Consider the following 21,656-nt stretch of genomic DNA (forward strand, 5'->3'; position numbering starts at 1 on the left):
CGCTATGGTACTGGATGGCAGCCATTTCGTCACGCGTCAAAATAGGCCAAGTTGCCCTGTAACCAGTGTAGCAAAATCATCGTCGATGAAGGGCAAAATTCCGTCGGCAACCGGCTGAAGCTGGCGCGTCAGATAGTGTTCGTAATCCAGAGGAGAGTGCTGATAATCCACGGGTTCCGGGCCGCTAATGGTCCAGACGTATTTGATGGTTCCCCGGTTTTGATACTGCGGCGCGCGGCCACGGCGTACGTTTTCTTCATCCGCCAGGCGCGCGGCGCGTACGTGCGGAGGAACGTTGCGCTGGTACTCCGCCAGCGGGCGGCGCAGGCGCTTGCGGTATACCAGCTGCGCGTCAAGTTCGCCCGCCATCAGGCTGGCTATCGTCTCGCGCACGTAGTCCTGATAGGGCTCATTGCGAAACACCCGCAGATAGAGCGTCTGCTGGAACTGCTGCGCCAGCGGCGTCCAGTCGGTACGTACCGTCTCCAGCCCTTTAAAAACCATCCGCTGCGCGTCGCCTTCCTGAATCAGCCCGGCGTAGCGCTTCTTGCTGCCCTGATCGGTGCCGCGAATGGTGGGCATTAAAAAGCGGGCGAAATGGGTTTCAAATTCCAGCTCCAGCGCGCTGGTTAACTGCTCTTTCTGCAAATGTTCCTGCCACCAGTCGTTCACGAAGGCGACCAGCGCGTTGCCGATTTGCGCGGCGTCGTCTTCTGAATGCGCGCCCTTAAGCCACACAAAGGTGGAGTCCGTGTCGCCGTAGATGACGTCATAGCCCCGGGACTCAATCAGCGCTTTGGTCTGGCGCATGATCTCGTGCCCGCGCATGGTGATCGAGGAGGCCAGACGCGGGTCAAAGAAGCGGCAGGCGCTGGTGCCCAGCACGCCGTAAAAGGCATTCATAATGATTTTCAGCGCCTGTGATAGCGGCTTGTTGCCGTGGCGCTTGGCCTCATCGCGGCCGTGCCAGATGTTTCCCACGATTTCAGGCAGGCAGTGTTTTTCCCGCGAGAAGCGTGCGCCGAGGAAACCTTCGGTGCTGTGCTCATCGTCCGGCTGGGCCATGCCCTCAACCAGCCCGACGGGATCGATCAGGAAGGTACGGATAATCGACGGGTAGAGGCTTTTGTAGTCCAGCACCAGCACCGAGTCATACAAACCTGGCCGGGAGTCCATCACGTACCCGCCGGGGCTTGCCTGCGGCGGCACGTCCCCGAGGTTGGGGGCGACGTATCCCGCCCGGTGCATGCGCGGAAAATAGAGGTGGCTAAAGGCCGCCACGGAACCGCCGTGCCTGTCTGCCGCCAGGCCGTTTACCGTCGCGCGCTCCAGCAGGAACGGCATAATCTCGGTTTTGTGGAAAATCTGCGTGACCAGCTCGCAGTCTTTCAGGTTATAGGTGGCAAGCGCCGGTTTATCTTCATTAAAGCGCCGGTCGATCTCGTCCATTCTGTCCCAGGGGTTGTCGATGGATTTACCCTCGCCAAGCAGCTCCTGTGCGACCGCTTCGAGGGAGAATGAAGAGAAGTTCCAGAAGGCGGACTTAAGCGCCTCGATGCCGTCGATAATCAGGCGGCCGTTAGCCTGCGCGAAGAAAACACCGTTCTTAAAACCGTGTTCGCGCCATTCCAGCTCGCTGTTTCCGCGCCCCAGCATCAGCGGGATGCGGTAGCGCTCGGCGTGTTTTTGCAGGACGCGCAGGTCGAACTGCACCACGTTCCAGCCGATCAGGACGTCTGGATCGTAGTCGGCAAACCACTGGTTAAGCTTCTCCAGCAGCTGCGGGCGGCTGTTGACGTACTCAAGCCGGAAATCCAGCGCGGACGCATCGCCATTCGGCGGCCCGAGCATATAGACAACCCGATCGCCGCAGCCTTCCAGACCGATGCAGTACAGTTCGCCGTGACGTGTGGTTTCGATATCCAGGGAGACCCACTTCAGCGGCGGGCGATAGTGCGGATTTGGCTTCAGGCGCGCGTTAACGAGGCTGCCGCTCTGCGCGGTGCCGTCGACCCAGACGGGGGCGGTGATGAACCGCTCCATCAGAAAGCGTTCCGGTGGGCGGATATCGGCCTCATAGAGCGTCACGCCAGCCTCGCGGAGCAGCTTTTCATAGCGCATCAGCTGACGATGGGCGCGACAGTAGAGGCCATAAACCGGCTGGCGGTGGAAATCTTTCAGCTCAAGCGGGGTGATGCGCCAGCCGTTTTCGCCGCGCAGCAGCTGCTTCACCTTTTCGACGTGGGCTTCAGGAATAAAGGTCACGGATTCCTGCGGGGGCAGCGTAACGTGCAGCGGACCGCTGTCGGTTGCCAGCCAGAACGCGACCTCGGTGCCCTGAGGGGTATCCCGCCAGTGTCGGGTCAGTAAAAAGCCTTCTTGCGCCTGCGCCACGCCGTTATCCCAGAAAACAAAACCAGGCCTGATTATAGCCTGGTTAAGATTTTAATGCTGGGTTTATATACAGTTTACTGCCCGTAATAGGCCTTCGCACCGTGCTTGCGCAGGTAATGCTTATCCAGCAGGGTTTGCTGCATATCCGGCAGCTGCGGCGCCAGCTGGCGACAGAAGATCCCCATATAGGCGACCTCTTCGAGCACGATGGCGTTATGCACCGCGTCTTCCGCGTTTTTACCCCAGGCAAACGGGCCGTGGGAGTGCACCAGCACGCCGGGCATTTGCGCCGCGTCGATCCCCTGTTTCTCAAAGGTTTCGACAATCACGTTCCCCGTTTCCCACTCGTACTCACCGTTAATCTCGGCGTCGGTCATCAGACGCGTGCAGGGAATGGTGCCGTAAAAGTAGTCCGCGTGCGTGGTGCCGGTCGCCGGGATGGACTGGCCCGCCTGCGCCCAGATGGTGGCGTGGCGCGAATGGGTATGCACGATGCCGCCGATGGTCGGGAATGACCGATACAGCAGGCGGTGAGTCGGCGTATCGGAGGACGGTTTTTTCTTACCTTCGACCACTTTGCCGGTCTCGAGGCTGACAACGACCATATCGTCTGCGGTCATCACCGTGTAATCCACGCCGGAAGGCTTAATCACGAACACGCCTTTTTCGCGGTCAACGGCGCTGACGTTGCCCCATGTCAGGGTGACCAGATTATGTTTCGGCAGCGCCAGGTTGGCTTCGAGCACCTGACGTTTGAGATCGTCTAACATCGTTATCTCCCTGCCCGGTGAGCGTAGCGTCACCGGGCATTCCGTACTTAGCGTTTTGAACCGTAATAGACTTCGTTCCAGCGCAGCGCGTCTTTGAAGGCGGGCAGGCGGGTATCGTTATCAATCACGGTCAGCTCGATGTCGTGCAGCTCGGCGAACTGACGCATGTCGTTCAGATCCAGCGCGTGGCTAAACACCGTGTGGTGCGCGCCGCCGGCCAGGATCCAGGCCTCTGAGGCGGTTGGCAGGTCAGGCTGTGCTTTCCACAGGGCGTTGGCGACCGGCAGTTTCGGCAGAGAGTGCGGCGTTTCAACCGCATCGACGCAGTTCACCAGCAGGCGGAAGCGATCGCCCAGGTCGATCAGGCTGGCGTTGATGGCCGGGCCCGTACGGGTGTTGAAGATCAGACGCGCCGGATCGGCTTTGCCGCCGATGCCGAGGTACTGCACGTCGAGGATCGGTTTCTCTTCCACGGCGATCGTCGGGCACACTTCCAGCATGTGCGAGCCGAGCACCAGGTCGTTGCCGTTTTCGAAGTGATAGGTGTAGTCCTCCATAAAGGAGGTGCCGCCCTGCAGACCGGTCGACATCACCTTCATGATGCGAAGCAGAGCGGCAGTTTTCCAGTCGCCTTCGCCCGCAAAGCCGTAGCCCTGCTGCATCAGACGTTGTACCGCCAGACCCGGCAGCTGTTTCAGGCCGTGGAGGTCTTCAAAGGTAGTGGTAAAGGCGTGGAAGCCTCCCTGTTCCAGGAAGCGCTTCATGCCCAGCTCGATGCGCGCCGCGTCCAGCACGTTCTGACGCTTGTCGCCGTTGATTTGTGCCGCAGGCGTCAGGCGGTAGCTGCTTTCGTACTCGTCCACCATCGCGCTCACGTCGCCGTCGCTGACTTCATTCACCACCTGCACCAGGTCGCCCACGGCCCAGGTGTTCACGGAGAAGCCGAACTTGATCTGCGCGGCCACTTTGTCGCCGTCGGTGACCGCCACTTCACGCATGTTGTCGCCGAAACGCACCACTTTCAGATGGCGGGTATCCTGCTTAGAGACCGCCTGGCGCATCCAGGAGCCGATACGCTGTTGCGCCTTGCCATCCTGCCAGTGGCCGGTGACCACAGCGTGCTGCTGGCGCATACGCGCGCCGATGAAGCCGAACTCGCGGCCGCCGTGCGCGGTCTGGTTCAGGTTCATAAAGTCCATGTCGATGCTGTCCCACGGCAGGGAGGCGTTGAACTGGGTATGGAACTGCAGCAGCGGTTTGTTGAGGATAGACAGGCCGTTGATCCACATTTTGGCGGGTGAGAAGGTGTGCAGCCACACCACCAGACCGGCGCATTTATCGTCGTAGTTGGCGTCGCGGCAGATGTGGGTAATTTCGTCAGGCGTCGTGCCCAGCGGTTTCAGCACCAGTTTGCACGGCAGTTTAGCTTCCGCGTTCAGCGCGTTAACGACGTGCTCCGCGTGTTTCGTCACCTGCTGCAGCGCTTCCGGTCCGTACAGATGCTGGCTGCCAATCACAAACCACACTTCATAGTTATTAAAAATGGTCATCATCGTGTCCTTAATGGGTCAGGGTTGCCGTAGTGTCCGCGGTGCTTTTGGCCGGGGCGGCGACAGGGAGATAGTGAAGTTCGGCGCTTTTTGCCCATTGCTGGTAGCGCTGATAAAGCTGTTCAAAGCGTTGCGCCTGCTGGGCACGCGGCTGAAGCGTGTTTTCGACGGCGCTCGCCATATGCTTCTGCGCGGTCGGAATGTCGGCGTGAACGCCTGCGGCCACGGCAGCGAAAATCGCCGCGCCCAGCGCGCAGCACTGATCGGAGGCCACAATCTGCAGCGGACGGTTCAGCACGTCGCAGCAGGCCTGCATGATCACCGGGTTTTTACGGGCGATGCCGCCCAGCGCCATCACGTTGTTCACGTCGATGCCCTGCCCGGTGAAGCACTCCATAATGGCGCGGGCACCGAAGGCCGTTGCGGCAATCAGACCGCCGAACAGCGCAGGGGCGTCGGTCGCCAGGTTGAGATCGGTGATCACCCCTTTCAGACGCTGGTTGGCAAACGGCGTGCGGCGGCCGTTAAACCAGTCCAGCACCACCGGCAGGTGATCGAGAGACGGATTTTTTGCCCAGGCTTCGGTGAGCTGCGGCAGAAGCTGCTTTTTGCTGTCGGCTATCTGGGTTTTCAGTTCAGGATGCACCGCCGCCAGCTGGTCCAGCGGCCAGCCGAGCACGCGACCAAACCAGGCGTAGATATCGCCAAACGCGGACTGTCCGGCTTCAAGACCGATGAAGTCCGGCACCACGCTGCCGTCAACCTGGCCGCAGATGCCTTTCACCGCGCGGTCGCCAACGGTGGCTTTATCCGCCGTCAGGATGTCGCAGGTAGAGGTCCCGATGACTTTGACCAGCGTGTTTGGCTGTGCGCCCGCGCCCACGGCGCCCATATGGCAGTCAAAGGCGCCGCCGGAGATGGCCACGTTCTGAGGCAGGCCGAGGCGCGTCGCCCACTCTTCGCAGAGGGTGCCGACCGGAATATCGGCGGTAAAGGTGTCGGTAAAGAGCGGGTACGTCAGGCTCTTGTTGAGGATCGGGTCGAGCTCATCGAAGAACGCGGCCGGAGGCAGGCCGCCCCAGCTTTCGTGCCACAGGGATTTATGCCCGGCGCTGCAGCGGCCGCGGCGGATATCCTGCGGGCGGGTGGTGCCGGAGAGCAGGGCAGGCACCCAGTCGCACAGCTCAACCCATGACGCCGCAGCCTGCGCAACGGCTGCGTCGGCACGGGTGACGTGGAGGATCTTGGCCCAGAACCATTCGCTGGAATAAATCCCGCCGATGTAGCGCGAGTAGTCTGTCTTGCCCGGCTGATGGCACAGGCGCGTAATGGCTTCAGCCTCTTCCACGGCGGTGTGGTCTTTCCACAGCACGAACATGGCGTTCGGGTTGTCGGCAAACTCCGGGCGCAGCGCCAGCACGCGGCCTTCGGCATCGACAGGAGCAGGCGTGGAGCCGGTGCTGTCGACGCCAATTCCGACAATCTCAGCCCGCTGGGCGTCAGTCAGTTCGGCAAGGACGGTTTTGATCGCCGCTTCCATCGATTCGATATAGTCACGCGGGTGGTGACGGAACTGGTTGTTCGGCGCATCACAGTAGCGCCCCTCTTGCCAGCGCGGGTACCACTCAACGCTGGTTGCTATCTCCTGGCCGGACGTACAGTCCACTGCCAGCGCGCGAACCGAATCGCTGCCAAAATCGAGGCCAATCGCAATTGCCATGGTGTTGCTCCATCGAAAAAACAGGTATGGAAGAACATTAGAGACTGGGGAAAAAAGTCGTCAGGCAGGATCCGCTAATCTTATGGACTAAATTGCTGTTACAACGGAAAGTGTGACGCCGTGCAAATATTCAATGTGGACATTTCTGCCGCACTTATAGACACTTTTGTTACTGGTTATCTGCCTGCTCTGGCGGAGAAATCAGGGGGAAAGGCTGAAACATGGCGGACGTAAAAGCGGCGTGATGCTTTTTGGATCTTTTCGCGGGCCATTTTAAAGCTGCTTTTAGTGATATGGACAATTGGTTTCCTTCAGGACCCTTGGGAGAACTGAATCTATGGCCGAAACGCAAAACGATCCCCTGCTGCCGGGATACTCGTTTAACGCGCACCTTGTGGCGGGACTGACCCCTATCGAGGCTGAGGGATACCTCGACTTTTACGTCGACCGACCGCTCGGCATGAAAGGGTATATCCTCAATCTGACCGTGCGAGGAGAAGGGATCATCAAGAACGGTGACCAGCAGTTTGTCTGCCGCCCCGGCGATATCCTGCTGTTCCCGCCGGGGGAGATCCACCACTATGGCCGTCATCCGGATGCCAAAGAGTGGTATCACCAGTGGGTCTATTTCCGTCCACGCGCCTACTGGCAGGAGTGGCTTTCGTGGCCAGCTATTTTTGCGCATACCGGTTTTTATCGCCCGGATGAGGTTCATCTGGCGCAGTTTCGCGAGCTTTTTGCGCAGATTATCGAGGCGGGACAGGCCGGTGGTCGCTACGCTGAACTGCTGGCGATTAACCTGCTTGAACAGCTGCTGCTGCGACGGATGGAGGCGATTAACGAGTCGCTTAACCCCCCGCTGGACAACCGCGTGCGCGACGCCTGCCAGTACATTAGCGACCACCTGGCCGATAGCCAGTTTGATATCGCCAGCGTTGCTCAGCACGTCTGCCTGTCGCCGTCGCGGCTGTCGCATCTGTTCCGCCAGCAGCTGGGCGTCAGCGTATTGAGCTGGCGCGAGGATCAGCGCATCAGCCAGGCGAAGCTGCTGCTCAGCACCACCCGGATGCCGATCGCCACCGTCGGACGCAACGTGGGCTTTGAGGATCAGCTCTATTTTTCTCGCGTGTTTAAAAAGTGCACCGGTGCCAGCCCGAGCGAATTCCGCGCGGGATGTGAATAAACGGTAAAAAAATATAAACAAACAGGTGAATGCAGAAAGCAACCTGTAAACTATTCAGACAATTGTTGCCTTGACGCGGTGCGGGGCGCTAAGCAGAATCGCTGATTCGTTTTCTGACCGGAATAGTTATGCAGGCATTGCTGGAACACTTTATTACCCAGTCCGTTATGTACTCGCTCATCGCCGTGGCGCTGGTGGCGTTTCTGGAATCGCTGGCGCTGGTTGGGCTGATCCTGCCCGGCACCGTGATGATGGCAGGGCTTGGGGCGCTGATTGGCAGCGGCGAGGTTAATTTCTGGCAGGCGTGGCTGGCCGGGATTATCGGCTGCCTGCTCGGCGACTGGATCTCCTTCTGGCTGGGCTGGCGCTTTAAGAAGCCGCTGCACCGCTGGTCGTTCATGAAAAAGAACAAAGCCTTGCTGGATAAAACCGAGCATGCGCTGCATCAGCACAGCATGTTTACCATCCTCGTCGGCCGCTTTGTCGGGCCAACGCGTCCGCTGGTGCCGATGGTGGCGGGGATGCTGGATCTGCCCGTCGCGAAATTCGTGGTGCCGAACATTATCGGCTGCGTCTTCTGGCCGCCGTTCTACTTCCTGCCGGGGATCCTCGCGGGCGCGGCCATCGATATCCCTGACGGTATGCAAAGCGGTGAGTTTAAGTGGCTGCTGCTGGGTACGGCTGTGCTGCTGTGGCTGGCGGCATGGCTCTGCTGGCGACTGTGGCGCAGTGGGAAAGCCAGCGTCGATCGCCTGACGCGCTATCTTCCGCGCTCTCGCCTTTTGTGGCTGGCCCCGCTGACGCTTGGCGTGGCTGTGGTAGCCCTGGTTGCGCTGATTCGTCACCCGCTGATGCCGGTGTACGGCGAGATTTTATTAAAAGTGGTGAGCCGTTAACGACGATTTCCCTCTCCCTGTGGGAGAGGGCCATGGTGAGGGCATCAGACGGCACGAATGCCCAACAGTGAAGACGCCCCTGCCTTACCGCTCAGCAGTTCTTCTGTTTTTCCATCCCACAAAATACGCCCTTCGGCAATCACCACCGATCGCGGCGCGATGCGGGCGGCATCCTCAATACTGTGTGAAACCATCAGCATCGTCAGCTGCTGGCGCTGGCAGACGTCCTGAACCAGGGCGAGCATCTCCTGGCGCAGCGCGGGATCGAGCGCCGAGAACGGCTCATCCAGCAGCAGGATCGGCTGCTCGCGGACAAGACATCGCGCCAGCGCCACGCGCTGACGCTGGCCGCCGGAAAGCTCACCCGGCAGCCTGTCGATGAACTCGTTGATCCCCATCTGGGCGGCAATGATCTCCAGCTTCTGGCGCTGGGCATCGTTCAGCCTGAGTCCCGGATGCATCCCCAGCGCGATGTTTTGCCGCACCGTCAGATGGGTAAACAGGTTGTTTTCCTGAAACAGCATTGAGACCGGACGTTTCGCGGGCGGCGTGTGGGTATGATCGTGATTGTTAATGACGATCGCGCCGCTTGCCGGCTGCAGAAAACCCGCAATCAGATTAAGCAGCGTGCTTTTTCCCGCGCCGCTTGGGCCAAGCACGGCGATCATCTCCCCCTGGCGCGCGGAGAGCGTGAAGCGCATCGGCAGATGCTGGTAAAGCCAGGTTACATCAGTCAGTTTTAACATCACGCCCCGGAAGTTTTTCGATAACGGTAAATAAGGCAAAGCACAGCAGCAGCAGTAACAGCGCGGTGACCGCGCCGTCCTGACTGCGATAAGAGCCGATTTGCTGATAGAGCCAGTATGGCAGCGTGCGGAAATCGTCATTGCCGAACAGCGCGACAACCCCAAAATCCCCAATCGACAGCACGCAGGCAAACGCCAGCGCCTGCGCCAGCGGACGTTTCAGCGCGCGCAGTTCCACCACCTTCAGCCGCTGCCAGCCCTGCATGCCCAGCGACTGGCACAGCAAACCGTAGCGGCTGTTGACGTCGCGCATCGGGTTTTCCAGCACTTTGAGCGCGTAAGGGATGGCCATCAGGGCGTTGGTGAAAATCACAATGCCGTCGGCCCTTTCCGGCAGGCCGATGGTGCTGTTGAACAGTAAAAAGAAGCCCGTCGCCAGTACGATGCCCGGCATCGCCAGAATCAGCATCCCTGTCAGCTCCAGCGTCTGCCCGGCCTTTTGGGCCTGCCGGGCATAGAGTTCACGGCTGCTCCACAGCAGCATCATGGTTAGCATGACGCACAGTAACCCTGCCGCCAGCGCGATACGTAGCGAGGTCCAGGTCGCCTGCCAGAGGATGGGCTGTTGCAGGACGGACATGAGATTGAGGTTCAGTCCGTCAACGATAACGGCCATCAGCGGCGGCAGCAGAAGCAGGAGCGCCAGCGCGATCAGGATAAAATCGGTAACGCGGCTGTGCAGGCTGTCCTGCGGATCGCGCCAGCCGGTTATTTGATTACTGCCAGCAGGAATGGCTTTACTCAGTCGCTGGCTCAACAGGACCAGCGCAAGGCAGCACGCCATCTGCACCATCGCCAGCAGCGCGGCGCGACCGGGATCGTAGTCGTAACTCAGCGCCTGGTAAATCGCCAGCTCAATGGTGGTGGCCTGCGGCCCGCCGCCGAGGGACAGCACGGTGGCAAAGCTGGCAAAGCAGAGCATAAAGATTAACGCCGCGACGGGCGGGATCTGGCGGCGCAGCCATGGCCATTCGACAAAGCGGAAGAATGACACGCCGCGCATGCCGAGCTGGGCAGCAATCTGACGCTGTTCGCCGGGAATGTTTTCCAGCGCCTGCAAGAAGAGGCGCGTTGCCATCGGCATATTGAAAAACACGTGCGCCAGCAGAATGCCCTGCAGTCCGTAAGGAGAGAATGACCATTCCAGACCAAGCTGGCCGAACAGCGAAGCCAGCCAGCCCTGGCGACCGTAAACGCTGAGGATGCCAAATACCGCCACCAGCACGGGCAGGATCAGCGTCATGGCGCACAGGCGCAACAGTGCCAGCCTGCCGGGAAAACGGCGCCGATACAGGGCGCGTGCCAGGAAAATAGCCGGGAGCACCGACAGCAGGGCAGAGAGAGACGCCTGCCAGAAGGAGAACCGGATAACGTGCCAGAGGTAGCTGTCGTGCCAGAGGGCGAGCAGGTCGCTCTCTGGCGCGTTGAACCACAGTGCAAGAAAAGCCCCCAGGCTGACCGCCACCATCACTGTGGCGGCGAGCAGCCCGGGAAGTAACCAGCCGGGAATCAACGGCTGACGGCGCGTTGCCATTCACTTACCCATGCTGCACGCTGCGCGGCGACCTGCTGCGGCGTAAACTCCAGCGAGGTGTTTGGTTTGGTCAACTGCTCGAAACCTGCGGGCAGCGCAACGTTCGTGACCGGATACATCCAGTTGCCTGCGGGAATCGCATTCTGGAACGCCGGTGAAACCATAAACTTCAGGAACTTCTCGGCCAGCTCCGGCTGCTTGCTGGCGGCGGTACGCGCGGCGACTTCCACCTGCAGATAGTGCCCTTCAGCAAAATCAGCGGCAGCATAGTTATCTTTCTTCTCGGCGATGATGTGGTAGGCCGGAGAGGTGGTGTAGCTCAGCACCAGATCGCTTTCACCTTTCAGGAACAGGCCATAGGCTTCGCTCCAGCCTTTGGTGACGGTGACGGTTTTGGCGGCCAGTTTCTGCCACGCCTCCGGCGCTTTATCCCCGTAAACCTTTTGCATCCACAGCAGCAGGCCCAGGCCTGGCGTACTGGTGCGCGGATCTTCATAAATCACGCGCCATTTCTGGTCACTCTCAACCAGCTCTTTCAGGCTCTTCGGCGGGTTTTTCAGCTTATTTTTGTCGTAAACAAAAGCAAAGTAGCCATAGTCGAACGGCACAAAGGTGTCGTTTTTCCAGCCGCCCGGCACGTTAACGGCCTCTGCCGCTACGCCGCTTTTGGCAAACAGTTTGGTTTGCGAGGCGGCTTCCAGCAGGTTGTTATCCAGCCCGAGCACCACGTCGGCCTTGCTGTTTTTCCCTTCCATGCGCAGACGGTTGAGCAGCGATACGCCATCTTCCAGCGCCACGAACTTCAGCTCGCAGTTACAGTCAGCTTCAAAGGCTTTTTTAACCACCGGGCCAGGGCCCCAGTCGGCAGAGAAGGAGTCATAGGTGTAGACCGTCAGGACGGGCTTCGCAAAAGCAGGCAGCGCAAACAGCGCCAGCAGGGGGAGAACTTTTTTTAACACTTTGCACCTCAAAGTTGAGTGGCAAAGGATTTTGAGCGACAGCCTCAAATCCCTTCGCCGGCGTTATCCGGATCAGGTTCGACGGGTATTATCTCAGCGCACATCTGTGATGCAGCACCCCGTTGAGAACGGCGCTATTGTAATGATTTGGTGAATATTACGAAAGCGTTATGGCTCCGGCGGCGCAAACCAGGCGGATTTAAAATCAAACCAGCCCAGGGTGTTCATCCGCAGGCCGCGCATGCTGCGCTGGCCCTGGATCATCAGCCAGTGGTGGATCAAGGGTACGATCGCCTGCTCGGCCAGAAGCTGCTGGCACCACGCTGCAAGATTCATTTCGCCCGCGCGCCACAGGGCGGCATCCTGCTGCCAGTCACGGTCGATGCAGTGCTGGATCAGCGGGACTTCATACAGATGCGAGAAAAGGGAAAAATCGAGCGGCAGGGTAAAGTTGGCGCTGTTGAGCCAGATATCACTGGCTATCTCCCCCTGATGCCATTCGTCATAGTCCACTTCCCTGACCTCTAACGTGACCCCCTCGGCTGCCAGCAGCCGGGTCATGATTCTGGCGATAAAACGATGCTCCACGTGTTCGCGGTAGTAGGTCAGGGTGATGGACTCCAGCCCTGCGGGTTTGTCGCAGTGCACCGGGCGGGCGTGGTGCCAGCGCGGAAGCAGGCCGTACGCCGGGAACCAGTATGTCTGGTAATGCTCTTCCGCATGGTAAATCAGATTGGAAGGGGACAAAACGTGGCTGATCCACTTGCGGACGGCCTGATTTGCCCCACGATGGGTGCGGCGGTCAAACAGGAGATAGTAACACCCTTCCTCGAGGCGACTCTCCACGGCCTTTTCTCCCGTGGTGGGGCCTTCCAGCGTTAGCCCGCAGCTCAGGTCTTCATTGAGATCCGGCAATACCCAGACGTTCACTTCGTCGATCAGCGCCCGATAGCCAAAGTAGTCGTCGAACGCGCGGATTTTCAGCTGGTTGCTGTTATTGCGGGACACGGAGTAGGGCCCGGTGCCAATCGGCAGGCTGGCAAAATTGTTCATTGATTCCCACTCGCCGGGCAAAATCATCGACGGCACGTAGCCCAGCAGCCAGGGAAGCCACTTATCCTGCTGCGACAGCTCAATATCCAGCGTCCAGGCCGTGGGCGAGTGGACGCGGGAGATATGCGAGTAGAGCGGTAGCCTGCGGGCACGTTCCAGGGAGGCGATGACGTCGTGCATTTCCAGCTCGCGGCCGTGGTGAAAGTGGATGCCGGGGCGTAAAAAGAAGCGCCAGTGGCGCGGGGAAAGCTGCTGCCAGTGGTGCGCGATATCCGCCTCCAGTTCCCCGTTTTCCTCATTTATCCGCGTCAGGCCGCTAAAGATTTGCCGGGCCATATGCGTTTCTGAGCGGCGTAAGGCCGTGCCGGGCAACAGATTTTTCATCGGACGGTAGTAGAGCACCCGCAGAATGTGGCGGCCCTGACGAAAGCTGCGCCCGAGATGGGAAACCAGCATCTGGCGCACGGCGGCTTTGTCACCCACCAGCTGGACCAGCTGATCGATGCGGTCCTGCTCGAGCAGATCTTCCGCGCGCTGCTGCTGCAGCGCCAGCCCGGTATAGAGGAAGGTCAGCCGCGAACGTTTGCCGCGTCCCGCCTCCGCTTCCCAGCTTAACCAGCCCTGCTGCTGCATGGTGTTGAGCAGCGTGCGCATATGGCGGCGGGAGCAGCTAAGCAGGTCAGCCAGCTCGTTGAGCGTAGTCTCCTGCGATTGCCCCTCGCAGCACTGCCAGAGGCGGATAAACTGTTGTTGCAGACGACCGGAAGGCATAAAAGGGGAACTCCTGACAAAAAACCAGCAATTTATTTATCCCTATATTAGGCCAATAATTCTCCCCGATGAAGCGAGGAGGTAAATTATGAAGAGGTCTACCGCACGTCAGTTCTATCAGCAGTACTTTTCAGCGACAAAAGGATCGTCCTGGCTGGCCCGCCGGTGTGCAGAGCAACGGCTGAAAACGTTAGAAGAATTGATGCAGTGGGACGTTACAACACCGACCTCTTCCCGCTAACTCGCCTCGATCATGTGTGACTGAGTATTGGTGCTTATCACCCGCCAGCAAAATGTTTTTGCTGGCTTTTTTCGTTTACTATTCACCCAATTTCGATTCGCTTTCACAAGGACTTGCGCATGCTGTGGTTGATGACGATGGGGCGACGCCTTAACGGCGTGTATGCCGCTTTTATGCTGGTGGCCTTTATGATGGGCGTGGCGGGGGCGCTGCAGGCGCCGACGCTGAGCCTGTTTCTCAGCCGTGAGGTGGGGGCGCAGCCGTTTTGGGTCGGCCTGTTTTACACCGTTAACGCCATTGCCGGGATCCTGGTCAGCCTCGTGCTGGCGAAACGATCGGACAGCCAGGGCGATCGCCGCAGGCTGATCCTCTTTTGCTGCGCCATGGCCGTGGGCAACGCGCTGCTCTTTGCCTTCAACCGTCATTATCTGACGCTCATTACCTGCGGCGTGCTGCTGGCGTCGCTGGCGAACACCGCCATGCCGCAGCTGTTCGCGCTGGCCCGTGAATACGCGGATAATTCGGCGCGTGAAGTGGTGATGTTCAGCTCGGTGATGCGCGCCCAGCTTTCGCTGGCGTGGGTCATTGGCCCGCCGCTGGCCTTTATGCTGGCGTTGAACTACGGCTTTACCACCATGTTTTCCATCGCCGCCGGGATTTTTGTCATCAGCCTGGCGCTGATTGCCTTCGCTCTGCCGTCCGTGGCGCGCGTCGAACAGACGACGGATAAACCTGTCACCGAGGTGAGCGGCTGGCAGGACAAAAACGTCCGCATGCTGTTTATTGCCTCCACGCTGATGTGGACCTGCAACACCATGTACATCATCGATATGCCGCTGTGGATCAGCAGCGATCTGGGCCTGCCGGACAAGCTTGCGGGGATCTTAATGGGAACTGCCGCCGGGCTGGAAATTCCGGCAATGATTCTGGCGGGTTACTACGTTAAGCGCTTTGGAAAGCGCAGGATGATTATTGTCGCCGTGGCGGCCGGGGTGCTGTTCTACGCGGGGCTGATCCTTTTCCATTCGCGGGAAGCGTTGCTGGTGCTGCAGCTGTTTAACGCCGTGTTTATTGGGATTGTTGCCGGGATCGGCATGCTCTGGTTTCAGGATCTCATGCCCGGTCGTGCCGGCTCGGCGACCACGCTTTTTACCAACAGCATTTCAACCGGGGTGATTCTGGCGGGCGTGATTCAGGGGGCGCTGGCGCAAAGCTACGGGCATGCGTCTGTCTACTGGATGATTGCGGCGCTATCCGTCGTGACGCTTCTGCTGACCTGCCGCGTAAAAGACGTGTGATCGGATGAACGAAACGGAGCCCGGGAACGCCGGGCTCTGTGAACCGTTTTATTCTGAATACTGATATTTACGCTGCGCGCGTAGCGTCAGGTACATATGAACGAGGCCCATGAAGCCGTGTGCCCAGAAATATGTCTCAATAAAGACCGTCAGGAATTTATGCAAATCTAAGACGGATTCCGTGACGGACGATACCGGCCCGAGCGTGGCGTTCAGCACGAACCAGACCGCGCCGCAGAGTGCAACGCCCAGCAGCGCCAGCACGCCCAGACCTTGCACCGTTGCCGCCATACCGCCTGCATGCGCGTCAGGAAGCTGACGCTGCGCGAGGGTGCGAATATCGTCAACAATTCCGCGAAAATCCAGCGCCAGCCAGGCGAAGTAATACTTAAATCCGCGCTGGGTTAACATCCATGCCATCATGGCAATGCCACAAAAAATTAAACCAAATCCGGAGATAACATGGATCCAGGTGACAATTCCGTTCAGCCCGGATTCGTGGAGGGCTTCACTTTCGGTGAAATTAGAATTGATAATCTGGGCGAGGACCAGTAAGGCCACAAGAATGTGCAGTATGCGAAGAAAAGGCGTTTCTTTATGGGGAAGCGTATCGCGCAATGTTGGTTTCATCGCTTTTTACCTCAATAATGAGAGAGCTGATGCGATGCAGTGTGACGCAGATTAATTAACGAAACCTTAACGGTCGGTTGCGTCACACTGTATTTATGCGTTTCGATTAGCGGGCAGGATCAATATGCGTCATCACGTTCAGCACATTGAATTTTTGCATCACGTTATTTCTGGCATTAACGGCAATCTGATGTCCTTCTTTTACGCTTAATTCGCCGTTTACTTCCAGATGAACATCGACAAGGGCTAAATCGCCCATCTTGCGGGTTTTTAAATCATGGAGTCCGGTGACGCCCTCGGTTGCGAGAATACACGTTTTGATGTCGTGCTCCAGCTCGGGCTCAAGCGAACGGTCCATCAGATCGTGCAGGGCATCGGCAGAAAATTTGTAACCCATATGGGCGATGAATACTCCGACAATCAGGGCCGCAATGAGGTCCATCGCGTGAAAGCCCACTAAATTCCCGGCAATGCCGATGGCGACAACCACTGACGACGCTGCGTCAGAACGGGCATGCCAGGCATTGGCTATCAGCAGCGACGACTGAATACGTTTTCCCGTGGCAAACATGTATCTGAACAGGCTTTCCTTTACCACCAGCGCCAGAATCGCCACCCACAGCGCGGCCCCTTTCACCAGCTGATGCGTCTCGGGGTGAAGCAGTTTATTGCCTGCGGACCAGAGCATCCCGACCCCCACAAGCAGCAGAATAGCGCCAATAATGAGCTTTGCACCGTTTTCGAAACGCAGATGACCGTAATGATGATCGATATCAGAGGCTTTCTGACTCTTTTTATTCGCAACCAGAACGACAAAGTCGGAGGATAAATCGGAAAGAGAATGAATCCCATCAGCAATTAAACCTTGTGAGCCGGAAAATATTCCTGCAACTATCTGAAAGGCGGTGAGTAAACTATTTGTTATCACGCTTACTAATGTGCATTTATGTATTTCCCGAGAACGGATATGAGACTCATTGCCATTTCTCTTTTCCATGATTATTTCCGCTGCCAGCTGATTGAGCGGTTATTCTGCGCAGGAAACATTAAATTGACATTAAATATAACGTCATTATTGGCTGGGTTTGGGAAGTATTTACAGAAGGAGGCGGGTATCGGGATAAAACGCGGCCTGCAGAGTGGACTGCAGGCCGGAGGATTATTTCATAAATGCAGGTTGTTTGTTTTCGTAAGCGGCAATCGCCGCGTCGTGCTGGAGAGTTAAACCGATGCTGTCCAGACCGTTAAGCATGCAGTGACGGCGGAACGCATCAATGCTGAAGCTGTAGGTCTTATCCCCGGCTTTCACCACTTCTGCTTCCAGATCCACTTCAAACGAAATGCCCGGATTCGCCTTAACCAGCGCGAACAACTCATCGACCTGTTCATCGCTCAGCGTGACGGGCAGCAGCTGGTTGTTGAAGCTGTTACCGTAAAAAATATCCGCGAAGCTTGGGGCAATGACCACTTTAAAACCGTAGTCGGTGAGCGCCCACGGCGCGTGCTCACGGGATGAGCCGCAGCCAAAGTTTTCGCGTGCCAGCAAAATGGAGGCGCCTTTATATTCCGGGAAGTTCAGAACGAATTCCGGATTAGGCACTTCTCCCTTATCGTCCAGGAAACGCCAGTCGTTAAACAGATGTGCGCCGAAACCGGTACGCGTCACTTTCTGCAGAAACTGTTTTGGAATAATAGCGTCAGTATCGACGTTAGCGGCGTCCAGCGGGACAACCCGGCCCGTATGTTGGGTAAATTTCTCTGCCATGATTGTCTCCTTATTTCAGGCTGCGAATATCGGCGAAATGGCCGGTGACTGCCGCAGCGGCGGCCATTGCCGGGCTGACCAGATGGGTGCGCCCACCGCGGCCCTGACGGCCTTCAAAGTTACGGTTGCTGGTGGAGGCGCAGCGCTCGCCCGGATTCAGGCGATCGTTGTTCATGGCCAGACACATGGAGCAGCCGGGCAGACGCCACTCGAAGCCCGCTTCGATAAAGATCTTATCCAGACCTTCGGCTTCCGCCTGGGCTTTCACCGGGCCGGAGCCAGGTACCACCAGCGCCTGAACGCCTGGCGCCACTTTGCGGCCTTTGGCAATCTCGGCTGCGGCACGCAAATCTTCGATACGGGAGTTGGTGCAGGAACCGATAAAGACTTTATCAATGGCGACATCGGTCAACGGCACGCCGGGCTTCAGTCCCATGTAGGCCAGCGCTTTTTCCGCACTGGCGCGCTCGACCGGATCGGTAAAGGATGCCGGGTCAGGGATATTGTCGTTAACGGAAATCACCTGGCCCGGATTGGTGCCCCAGGTCACCTGAGGCGCAATCTCTTCTGCCTGCAGCGTGACGACGGTGTCAAACGTTGCCCCATCGTCGGTTTTCAGGGTTTTCCAGTACGCGACCGCGTCGTCAAAATTCTGACCTTTCGGCGCGTGCAGACGACCCTTCACGTAGTTGAAGGTGGTTTCGTCCGGCGCGACCAGACCGGCTTTTGCGCCCATCTCAATGGCCATGTTGCACAGGGTCATGCGCCCCTCCATGCTCAGCGCCTGGATGGCTTCCCCGCAGAACTCAACAACGTGACCGGTGCCGCCTGCGCTGCCTGTTTTACCGATGATGGCCAGCACGATGTCTTTTGCGGTAATACCCGGTGCGGCTTTACCCTTCACTTCAATCTTCATGGTTTTGGCGCGGCCCTGTTTCAGGGTCTGCGTTGCCAGCACATGTTCCACCTCGGAAGTGCCAATCCCGAACGCCAGAGCGCCAAACGCGCCGTGGGTCGCGGTATGGGAGTCCCCGCAAACGATGGTCATGCCCGGCAGGGTGATCCCTTGTTCAGGCCCCATCACGTGAACGATGCCCTGATACGGATGGTTCAGGTCGTACAGCTCAACGCCAAATTCATTGCAGTTCTTAATCAGCTCCTGCATCTGGATACGCGCCATCTCACCCGAGGCATTGATGTCTTTGGTCTGGGTGGAAACGTTGTGATCCATCGTCGCGAAGGTTTTACCCGGCTGACGTACCGGACGCTTGTGCGCGCGCAGGCCGTCAAATGCCTGAGGAGAGGTCACTTCGTGCACCAGATGACGGTCAATGTACAGCAGCGGGGTTTCGTTTGGTGCCTCGTAAACAACGTGCGCATCAAACAACTTTTCATATAACGTCTTAGCCATGATTACACCCCTTCAGCGACATAGCGGGCAATGATGTCGCCCATTTCATCGGTACTGACTGCCGCCGTGCCGCGTGCTAAATCGCCGGTACGGACGCCTTCTTCTAACGCCCGGTTAATGGCGTTTTCAATTGCGGTTGCCGCCTCGCCTGCATCCAGGCTGTAGCGCAGCAGCAGGGCCAGGGAGAGGATCTGCGCAATCGGGTTGGCAATATTTTTGCCGGCGATATCCGGCGCGGAGCCGCCCGCAGGCTCGTACAGGCCAAAGCCTTCTTCATTCAGGCTTGCGGAGGGCAGCATGCCCATGGAGCCGGTGATCATCGCGCATTCGTCAGAGAGAATATCGCCGAACAGGTTGGAGCACAGCAGCACGTCAAACTGGGACGGATCTTTAATCAGCTGCATGGTCGCGTTGTCGATGTACATGTGCGACAGCGCGACGTCCGGGTACTGCTTAGCAACTTCACTGACGATCTCGCGCCACAAAATGGAAGACTGCAGCACGTTCGCTTTATCAATGGAGGTCACTTTATGGCGGCGTTTGCGCGCCGACTCGAACGCGATGTGGGCGATACGTTCGATTTCGAAACGGTGATACACCTCGGTGTCGAACGCTTTCTCGTGTTGTCCGCTGCCTTCGCGTCCTTTTGGCTGACCGAAATAGATCCCGCCGGTCAGTTCACGCACGCACAGAATGTCGAAACCGTTGGCGGCGATATCCGCGCGCAGCGGGCAGAACTCTTCCAGACCCTGATACAGCTTCGCCGGACGCAGGTTGCTGAACAGTTTGAAATGTTTACGCAGCGGCAGCAGCGCGCCGCGTTCTGGCTGCTCTGCCGGCGGCAGGTGTTCCCATTTCGGGCCACCGACGGAACCAAACAGCAGGGCATCAGCATTTTCGCAGCCTTCCACGGTCGCTTTTGGCAGCGGCGTACCGTGGTTATCAATCGCAATACCGCCCACGTCGTAGTGGCTGGTGGTGATTTTCATCGCAAAACGCGCGCGAACGGCTTCCAGTACTTTCAGCGCCTGTGCCATCACTTCCGGACCAATACCGTCGCCCGGCAACACAGCAATATGGTAATTCTTCGACATTACACGGTTTCCTTGTTGTTCTCTTTATTCTGAGCTTTGCGTTGCAACTCTTTTTCGACTTCGGCGGCGCGCCAGATGTTGTTCAACACGTGCACCATCGCTTTCGCGGAGGACTCAACGATATCGGTCGCCAGGCCCACGCCATGGAAGCGGCGGCCATTATGGGTAACAACAATGTCGACCTGACCCAGTGCATCTTTGCCGTGGCCCTTGGCCGTCAGGTCATATTTCACCAGCTCAACGTCGTACTCGGTGACGCGATTAATCGCCTGATAGATGGCATCGACAGGGCCGTTACCGTTAGCGGCCTCTGCTTTAATTTCATCGCCGCAGGCCAGTTTGACCGAGGCGGTGGCGATGTCGCTGGAGCCGGACTGCACGTTGAAGTAATCCAGACGGAAGTGCTCCGGCTCTTCCTGCTGCTTATTAATAAAGGCCAGCGCTTCCAGGTCATAGTCGAACACCTGGCCTTTTTTGTCGGCCAGCTTCAGGAACGCGTCGTACAGCTGATCCATGTTGTAATCGCTGTCCTTATAACCCATCTCTTCCATACGATGTTTAACCGCCGCGCGACCGGAACGGGAGGTCAGGTTCAACTGCACCTGATTCAGGCCGATGGATTCCGGGGTCATGATTTCGTAGTTTTCACGATTCTTCAGGACGCCATCCTGGTGAATACCGGAGGAGTGCGCGAAGGCGCCGGTACCGACAATTGCTTTGTTAGCCGGAATGGGCATGTTGCAAATCTGGCTGACGGTCTGGCTGGTGCGCCAGATTTCGTTGTGATTGATGCGGGTGTGCACGTCCATGATGTCTTTGCGCACTTTGATCGCCATGATCACTTCTTCCAGCGAACAGTTGCCCGCGCGTTCGCCGATACCGTTCATCGCGCCTTCTACCTGACGCGCGCCAGCGTGGACGGCGGCGATGGCATTGCCTACGGCCAGACCCAAATCATCGTGGGTGTGGACGGAGATAATTGCTTTATCAATATTCGGCACGCGGTCATACAGGCCGGTGATGATGTTGGAGAACTCAAACGGCATGGTGTAGCCGACGGTGTCCGGGATGTTGATGGTTTTCGCGCCCGCGTTGATGGCGGCTTCTACAACGCGCGCCAGGTCTTCGATTGGCGTACGGCCCGCATCTTCACAGGAGAACTCAACGTCATCGGTATAGTTGCGTGCGCGTTTAACCATGTAGACCGCGCGCTCAATCACCTCATCCAGCGTGCTGCGCAGCTTGGTTGCGATGTGCATAGGCGAGGTAGCAATAAAGGTGTGGATACGGAACGCTTCGGCGACCTTCAGCGACTCGGCGGCGACGTCGATGTCTTTCTCTACGCAGCGCGCCAGGGCACAGACGCGGCTGTTTTTAATGGTGCGCGCAATGGTCTGTACGGATTCGAAATCACCCGGGGAAGAGACAGGGAAACCGACCTCCATCACGTCAACACCCATACGTTCGAGAGCCAGCGCGATCTGCAGTTTCTCTTTTACACTCAGGCTTGCCTGTAATGCCTGTTCACCGTCACGTAAAGTTGTATCGAAAATAATGACTTGCTGGCTCATGGGTTAGGTC

At 58.0% G+C, this 21,656-nt stretch carries 18 protein-coding genes and 1 riboswitch; of the genes, 4 read left to right on the top strand and 14 right to left on the bottom strand.

Features of this window, described 5'->3' with window-relative positions:
• Positions 1-36 precede the first annotated feature (36 nt).
• From polB to araB, 4 genes are all read right to left on the bottom strand, one after another.
• Positions 37-2,394 carry a DNA polymerase II gene (polB, locus tag NWV12_RS03260; RefSeq protein WP_048979023.1) on the bottom strand — a complete coding sequence of 786 codons (2,358 nt, stop codon included), beginning with the start codon at positions 2,392-2,394 and terminating at the stop codon, positions 37-39.
• 74 nt (positions 2,395-2,468) lie between these two features.
• Positions 2,469-3,164, bottom strand: coding sequence for an L-ribulose-5-phosphate 4-epimerase (gene araD / locus NWV12_RS03265; protein WP_048979022.1), 696 nt, complete (start codon positions 3,162-3,164; stop codon positions 2,469-2,471).
• 47 nt (positions 3,165-3,211) lie between these two features.
• Positions 3,212-4,714: an L-arabinose isomerase gene (gene araA, locus NWV12_RS03270; protein ID WP_048979021.1), complete on the bottom strand. Its 1,503-nt coding sequence runs from the start codon at positions 4,712-4,714 to the stop codon at positions 3,212-3,214.
• A 10-nt stretch (positions 4,715-4,724) separates the two neighbouring features.
• A complete protein-coding gene (gene araB / locus NWV12_RS03275; protein WP_048979020.1) occupies positions 4,725-6,434 on the bottom strand; it encodes a ribulokinase in 1,710 nt (569 codons plus the stop codon).
• A gap of 337 nt (positions 6,435-6,771) precedes the next feature.
• Between araB and araC the strand changes: the two genes are divergently transcribed.
• Together araC and NWV12_RS03285 are read left to right on the top strand one after the other, a co-directional pair.
• Complete coding sequence (gene araC, locus NWV12_RS03280) at positions 6,772-7,617, top strand: arabinose operon transcriptional regulator AraC (RefSeq protein ID WP_023310373.1); 846 nt, start codon at positions 6,772-6,774, stop codon at positions 7,615-7,617.
• Positions 7,618-7,745: 128 nt separating this feature from the next.
• Positions 7,746-8,513 (top strand): DedA family protein, encoded by a 768-nt coding sequence (locus NWV12_RS03285; protein WP_047060155.1) that lies wholly within the window; start codon positions 7,746-7,748, stop codon positions 8,511-8,513.
• Between the two features lie 44 nt (positions 8,514-8,557).
• Here the strand turns inward: NWV12_RS03285 and thiQ are convergent, their stop codons facing one another.
• The 4 genes from thiQ to sgrR all read right to left on the bottom strand — a co-directional run bounded on the left by thiQ (position 8,558) and on the right by sgrR (position 13,636).
• Positions 8,558-9,259, bottom strand: a complete 702-nt coding sequence (thiQ, locus tag NWV12_RS03290) for a thiamine ABC transporter ATP-binding protein ThiQ (RefSeq protein WP_048975040.1) — start codon at positions 9,257-9,259, stop codon at positions 8,558-8,560.
• On the bottom strand, positions 9,243-10,853 hold the full coding sequence (thiP, locus tag NWV12_RS03295) for a thiamine/thiamine pyrophosphate ABC transporter permease ThiP (RefSeq protein WP_048979019.1): 1,611 nt from the start codon (positions 10,851-10,853) through the stop codon (positions 9,243-9,245). The genes thiQ and thiP overlap by 17 nt, the downstream gene beginning before the upstream one ends.
• Positions 10,829-11,812 (bottom strand): thiamine ABC transporter substrate binding subunit, encoded by a 984-nt coding sequence (gene thiB, locus NWV12_RS03300; RefSeq protein WP_033144619.1) that lies wholly within the window; start codon positions 11,810-11,812, stop codon positions 10,829-10,831. Before thiB ends, thiP begins: the two co-directional genes overlap by 25 nt.
• Before the next feature lie 31 nt (positions 11,813-11,843).
• Positions 11,844-11,944, bottom strand: a riboswitch (TPP riboswitch).
• Positions 11,945-11,980: 36 nt separating this feature from the next.
• Positions 11,981-13,636, bottom strand: coding sequence for an HTH-type transcriptional regulator SgrR (gene sgrR / locus NWV12_RS03305; RefSeq protein ID WP_048979018.1), 1,656 nt, complete (start codon positions 13,634-13,636; stop codon positions 11,981-11,983).
• A gap of 88 nt (positions 13,637-13,724) precedes the next feature.
• Between sgrR and sgrT the strand changes: the two genes are divergently transcribed.
• Both sgrT and NWV12_RS03315 read left to right on the top strand, forming a co-directional pair.
• Entirely contained in the window at positions 13,725-13,877 is a 153-nt protein-coding gene (sgrT, locus tag NWV12_RS03310; RefSeq protein WP_023334488.1) for a glucose uptake inhibitor SgrT, read from the top strand.
• Between the two features lie 119 nt (positions 13,878-13,996).
• On the top strand, positions 13,997-15,175 hold the full coding sequence (locus tag NWV12_RS03315) for a sugar efflux transporter (protein ID WP_048979017.1): 1,179 nt from the start codon (positions 13,997-13,999) through the stop codon (positions 15,173-15,175).
• A gap of 48 nt (positions 15,176-15,223) precedes the next feature.
• Here NWV12_RS03315 and NWV12_RS03320 read toward each other — a convergent pair whose 3' ends face one another.
• The 6 genes from NWV12_RS03320 to leuA form a co-directional block, all read right to left on the bottom strand.
• Positions 15,224-15,805: a cytochrome b/b6 domain-containing protein gene (locus NWV12_RS03320; RefSeq protein WP_048979016.1), complete on the bottom strand. Its 582-nt coding sequence runs from the start codon at positions 15,803-15,805 to the stop codon at positions 15,224-15,226.
• Between the two features lie 106 nt (positions 15,806-15,911).
• Positions 15,912-16,802 carry a cation diffusion facilitator family transporter gene (locus tag NWV12_RS03325; protein WP_048979015.1) on the bottom strand — a complete coding sequence of 297 codons (891 nt, stop codon included), beginning with the start codon at positions 16,800-16,802 and terminating at the stop codon, positions 15,912-15,914.
• Positions 16,803-16,964: 162 nt separating this feature from the next.
• Complete coding sequence (leuD, locus tag NWV12_RS03330; RefSeq protein ID WP_039260825.1) at positions 16,965-17,570, bottom strand: 3-isopropylmalate dehydratase small subunit; 606 nt, start codon at positions 17,568-17,570, stop codon at positions 16,965-16,967.
• A 10-nt stretch (positions 17,571-17,580) separates the two neighbouring features.
• The gene (gene leuC / locus NWV12_RS03335; protein ID WP_048979014.1) at positions 17,581-18,981 is read right to left on the bottom strand and encodes a 3-isopropylmalate dehydratase large subunit; all 1,401 of its coding nucleotides are present in this window, start codon (positions 18,979-18,981) and stop codon (positions 17,581-17,583) included.
• A gap of 2 nt (positions 18,982-18,983) precedes the next feature.
• Positions 18,984-20,075, bottom strand: coding sequence for a 3-isopropylmalate dehydrogenase (leuB, locus tag NWV12_RS03340; protein WP_048979013.1), 1,092 nt, complete (start codon positions 20,073-20,075; stop codon positions 18,984-18,986).
• Positions 20,075-21,646: a 2-isopropylmalate synthase gene (leuA, locus tag NWV12_RS03345; RefSeq protein WP_029741222.1), complete on the bottom strand. Its 1,572-nt coding sequence runs from the start codon at positions 21,644-21,646 to the stop codon at positions 20,075-20,077. The genes leuB and leuA overlap by 1 nt, the downstream gene beginning before the upstream one ends.
• Between the last annotated feature and the right edge of the window lie 10 nt (positions 21,647-21,656).

Source organism: Enterobacter sp. Crenshaw (assembly GCF_024734705.1).
Taxonomy (GTDB): Bacteria; Pseudomonadota; Gammaproteobacteria; order Enterobacterales; family Enterobacteriaceae; genus Enterobacter; species Enterobacter asburiae_B.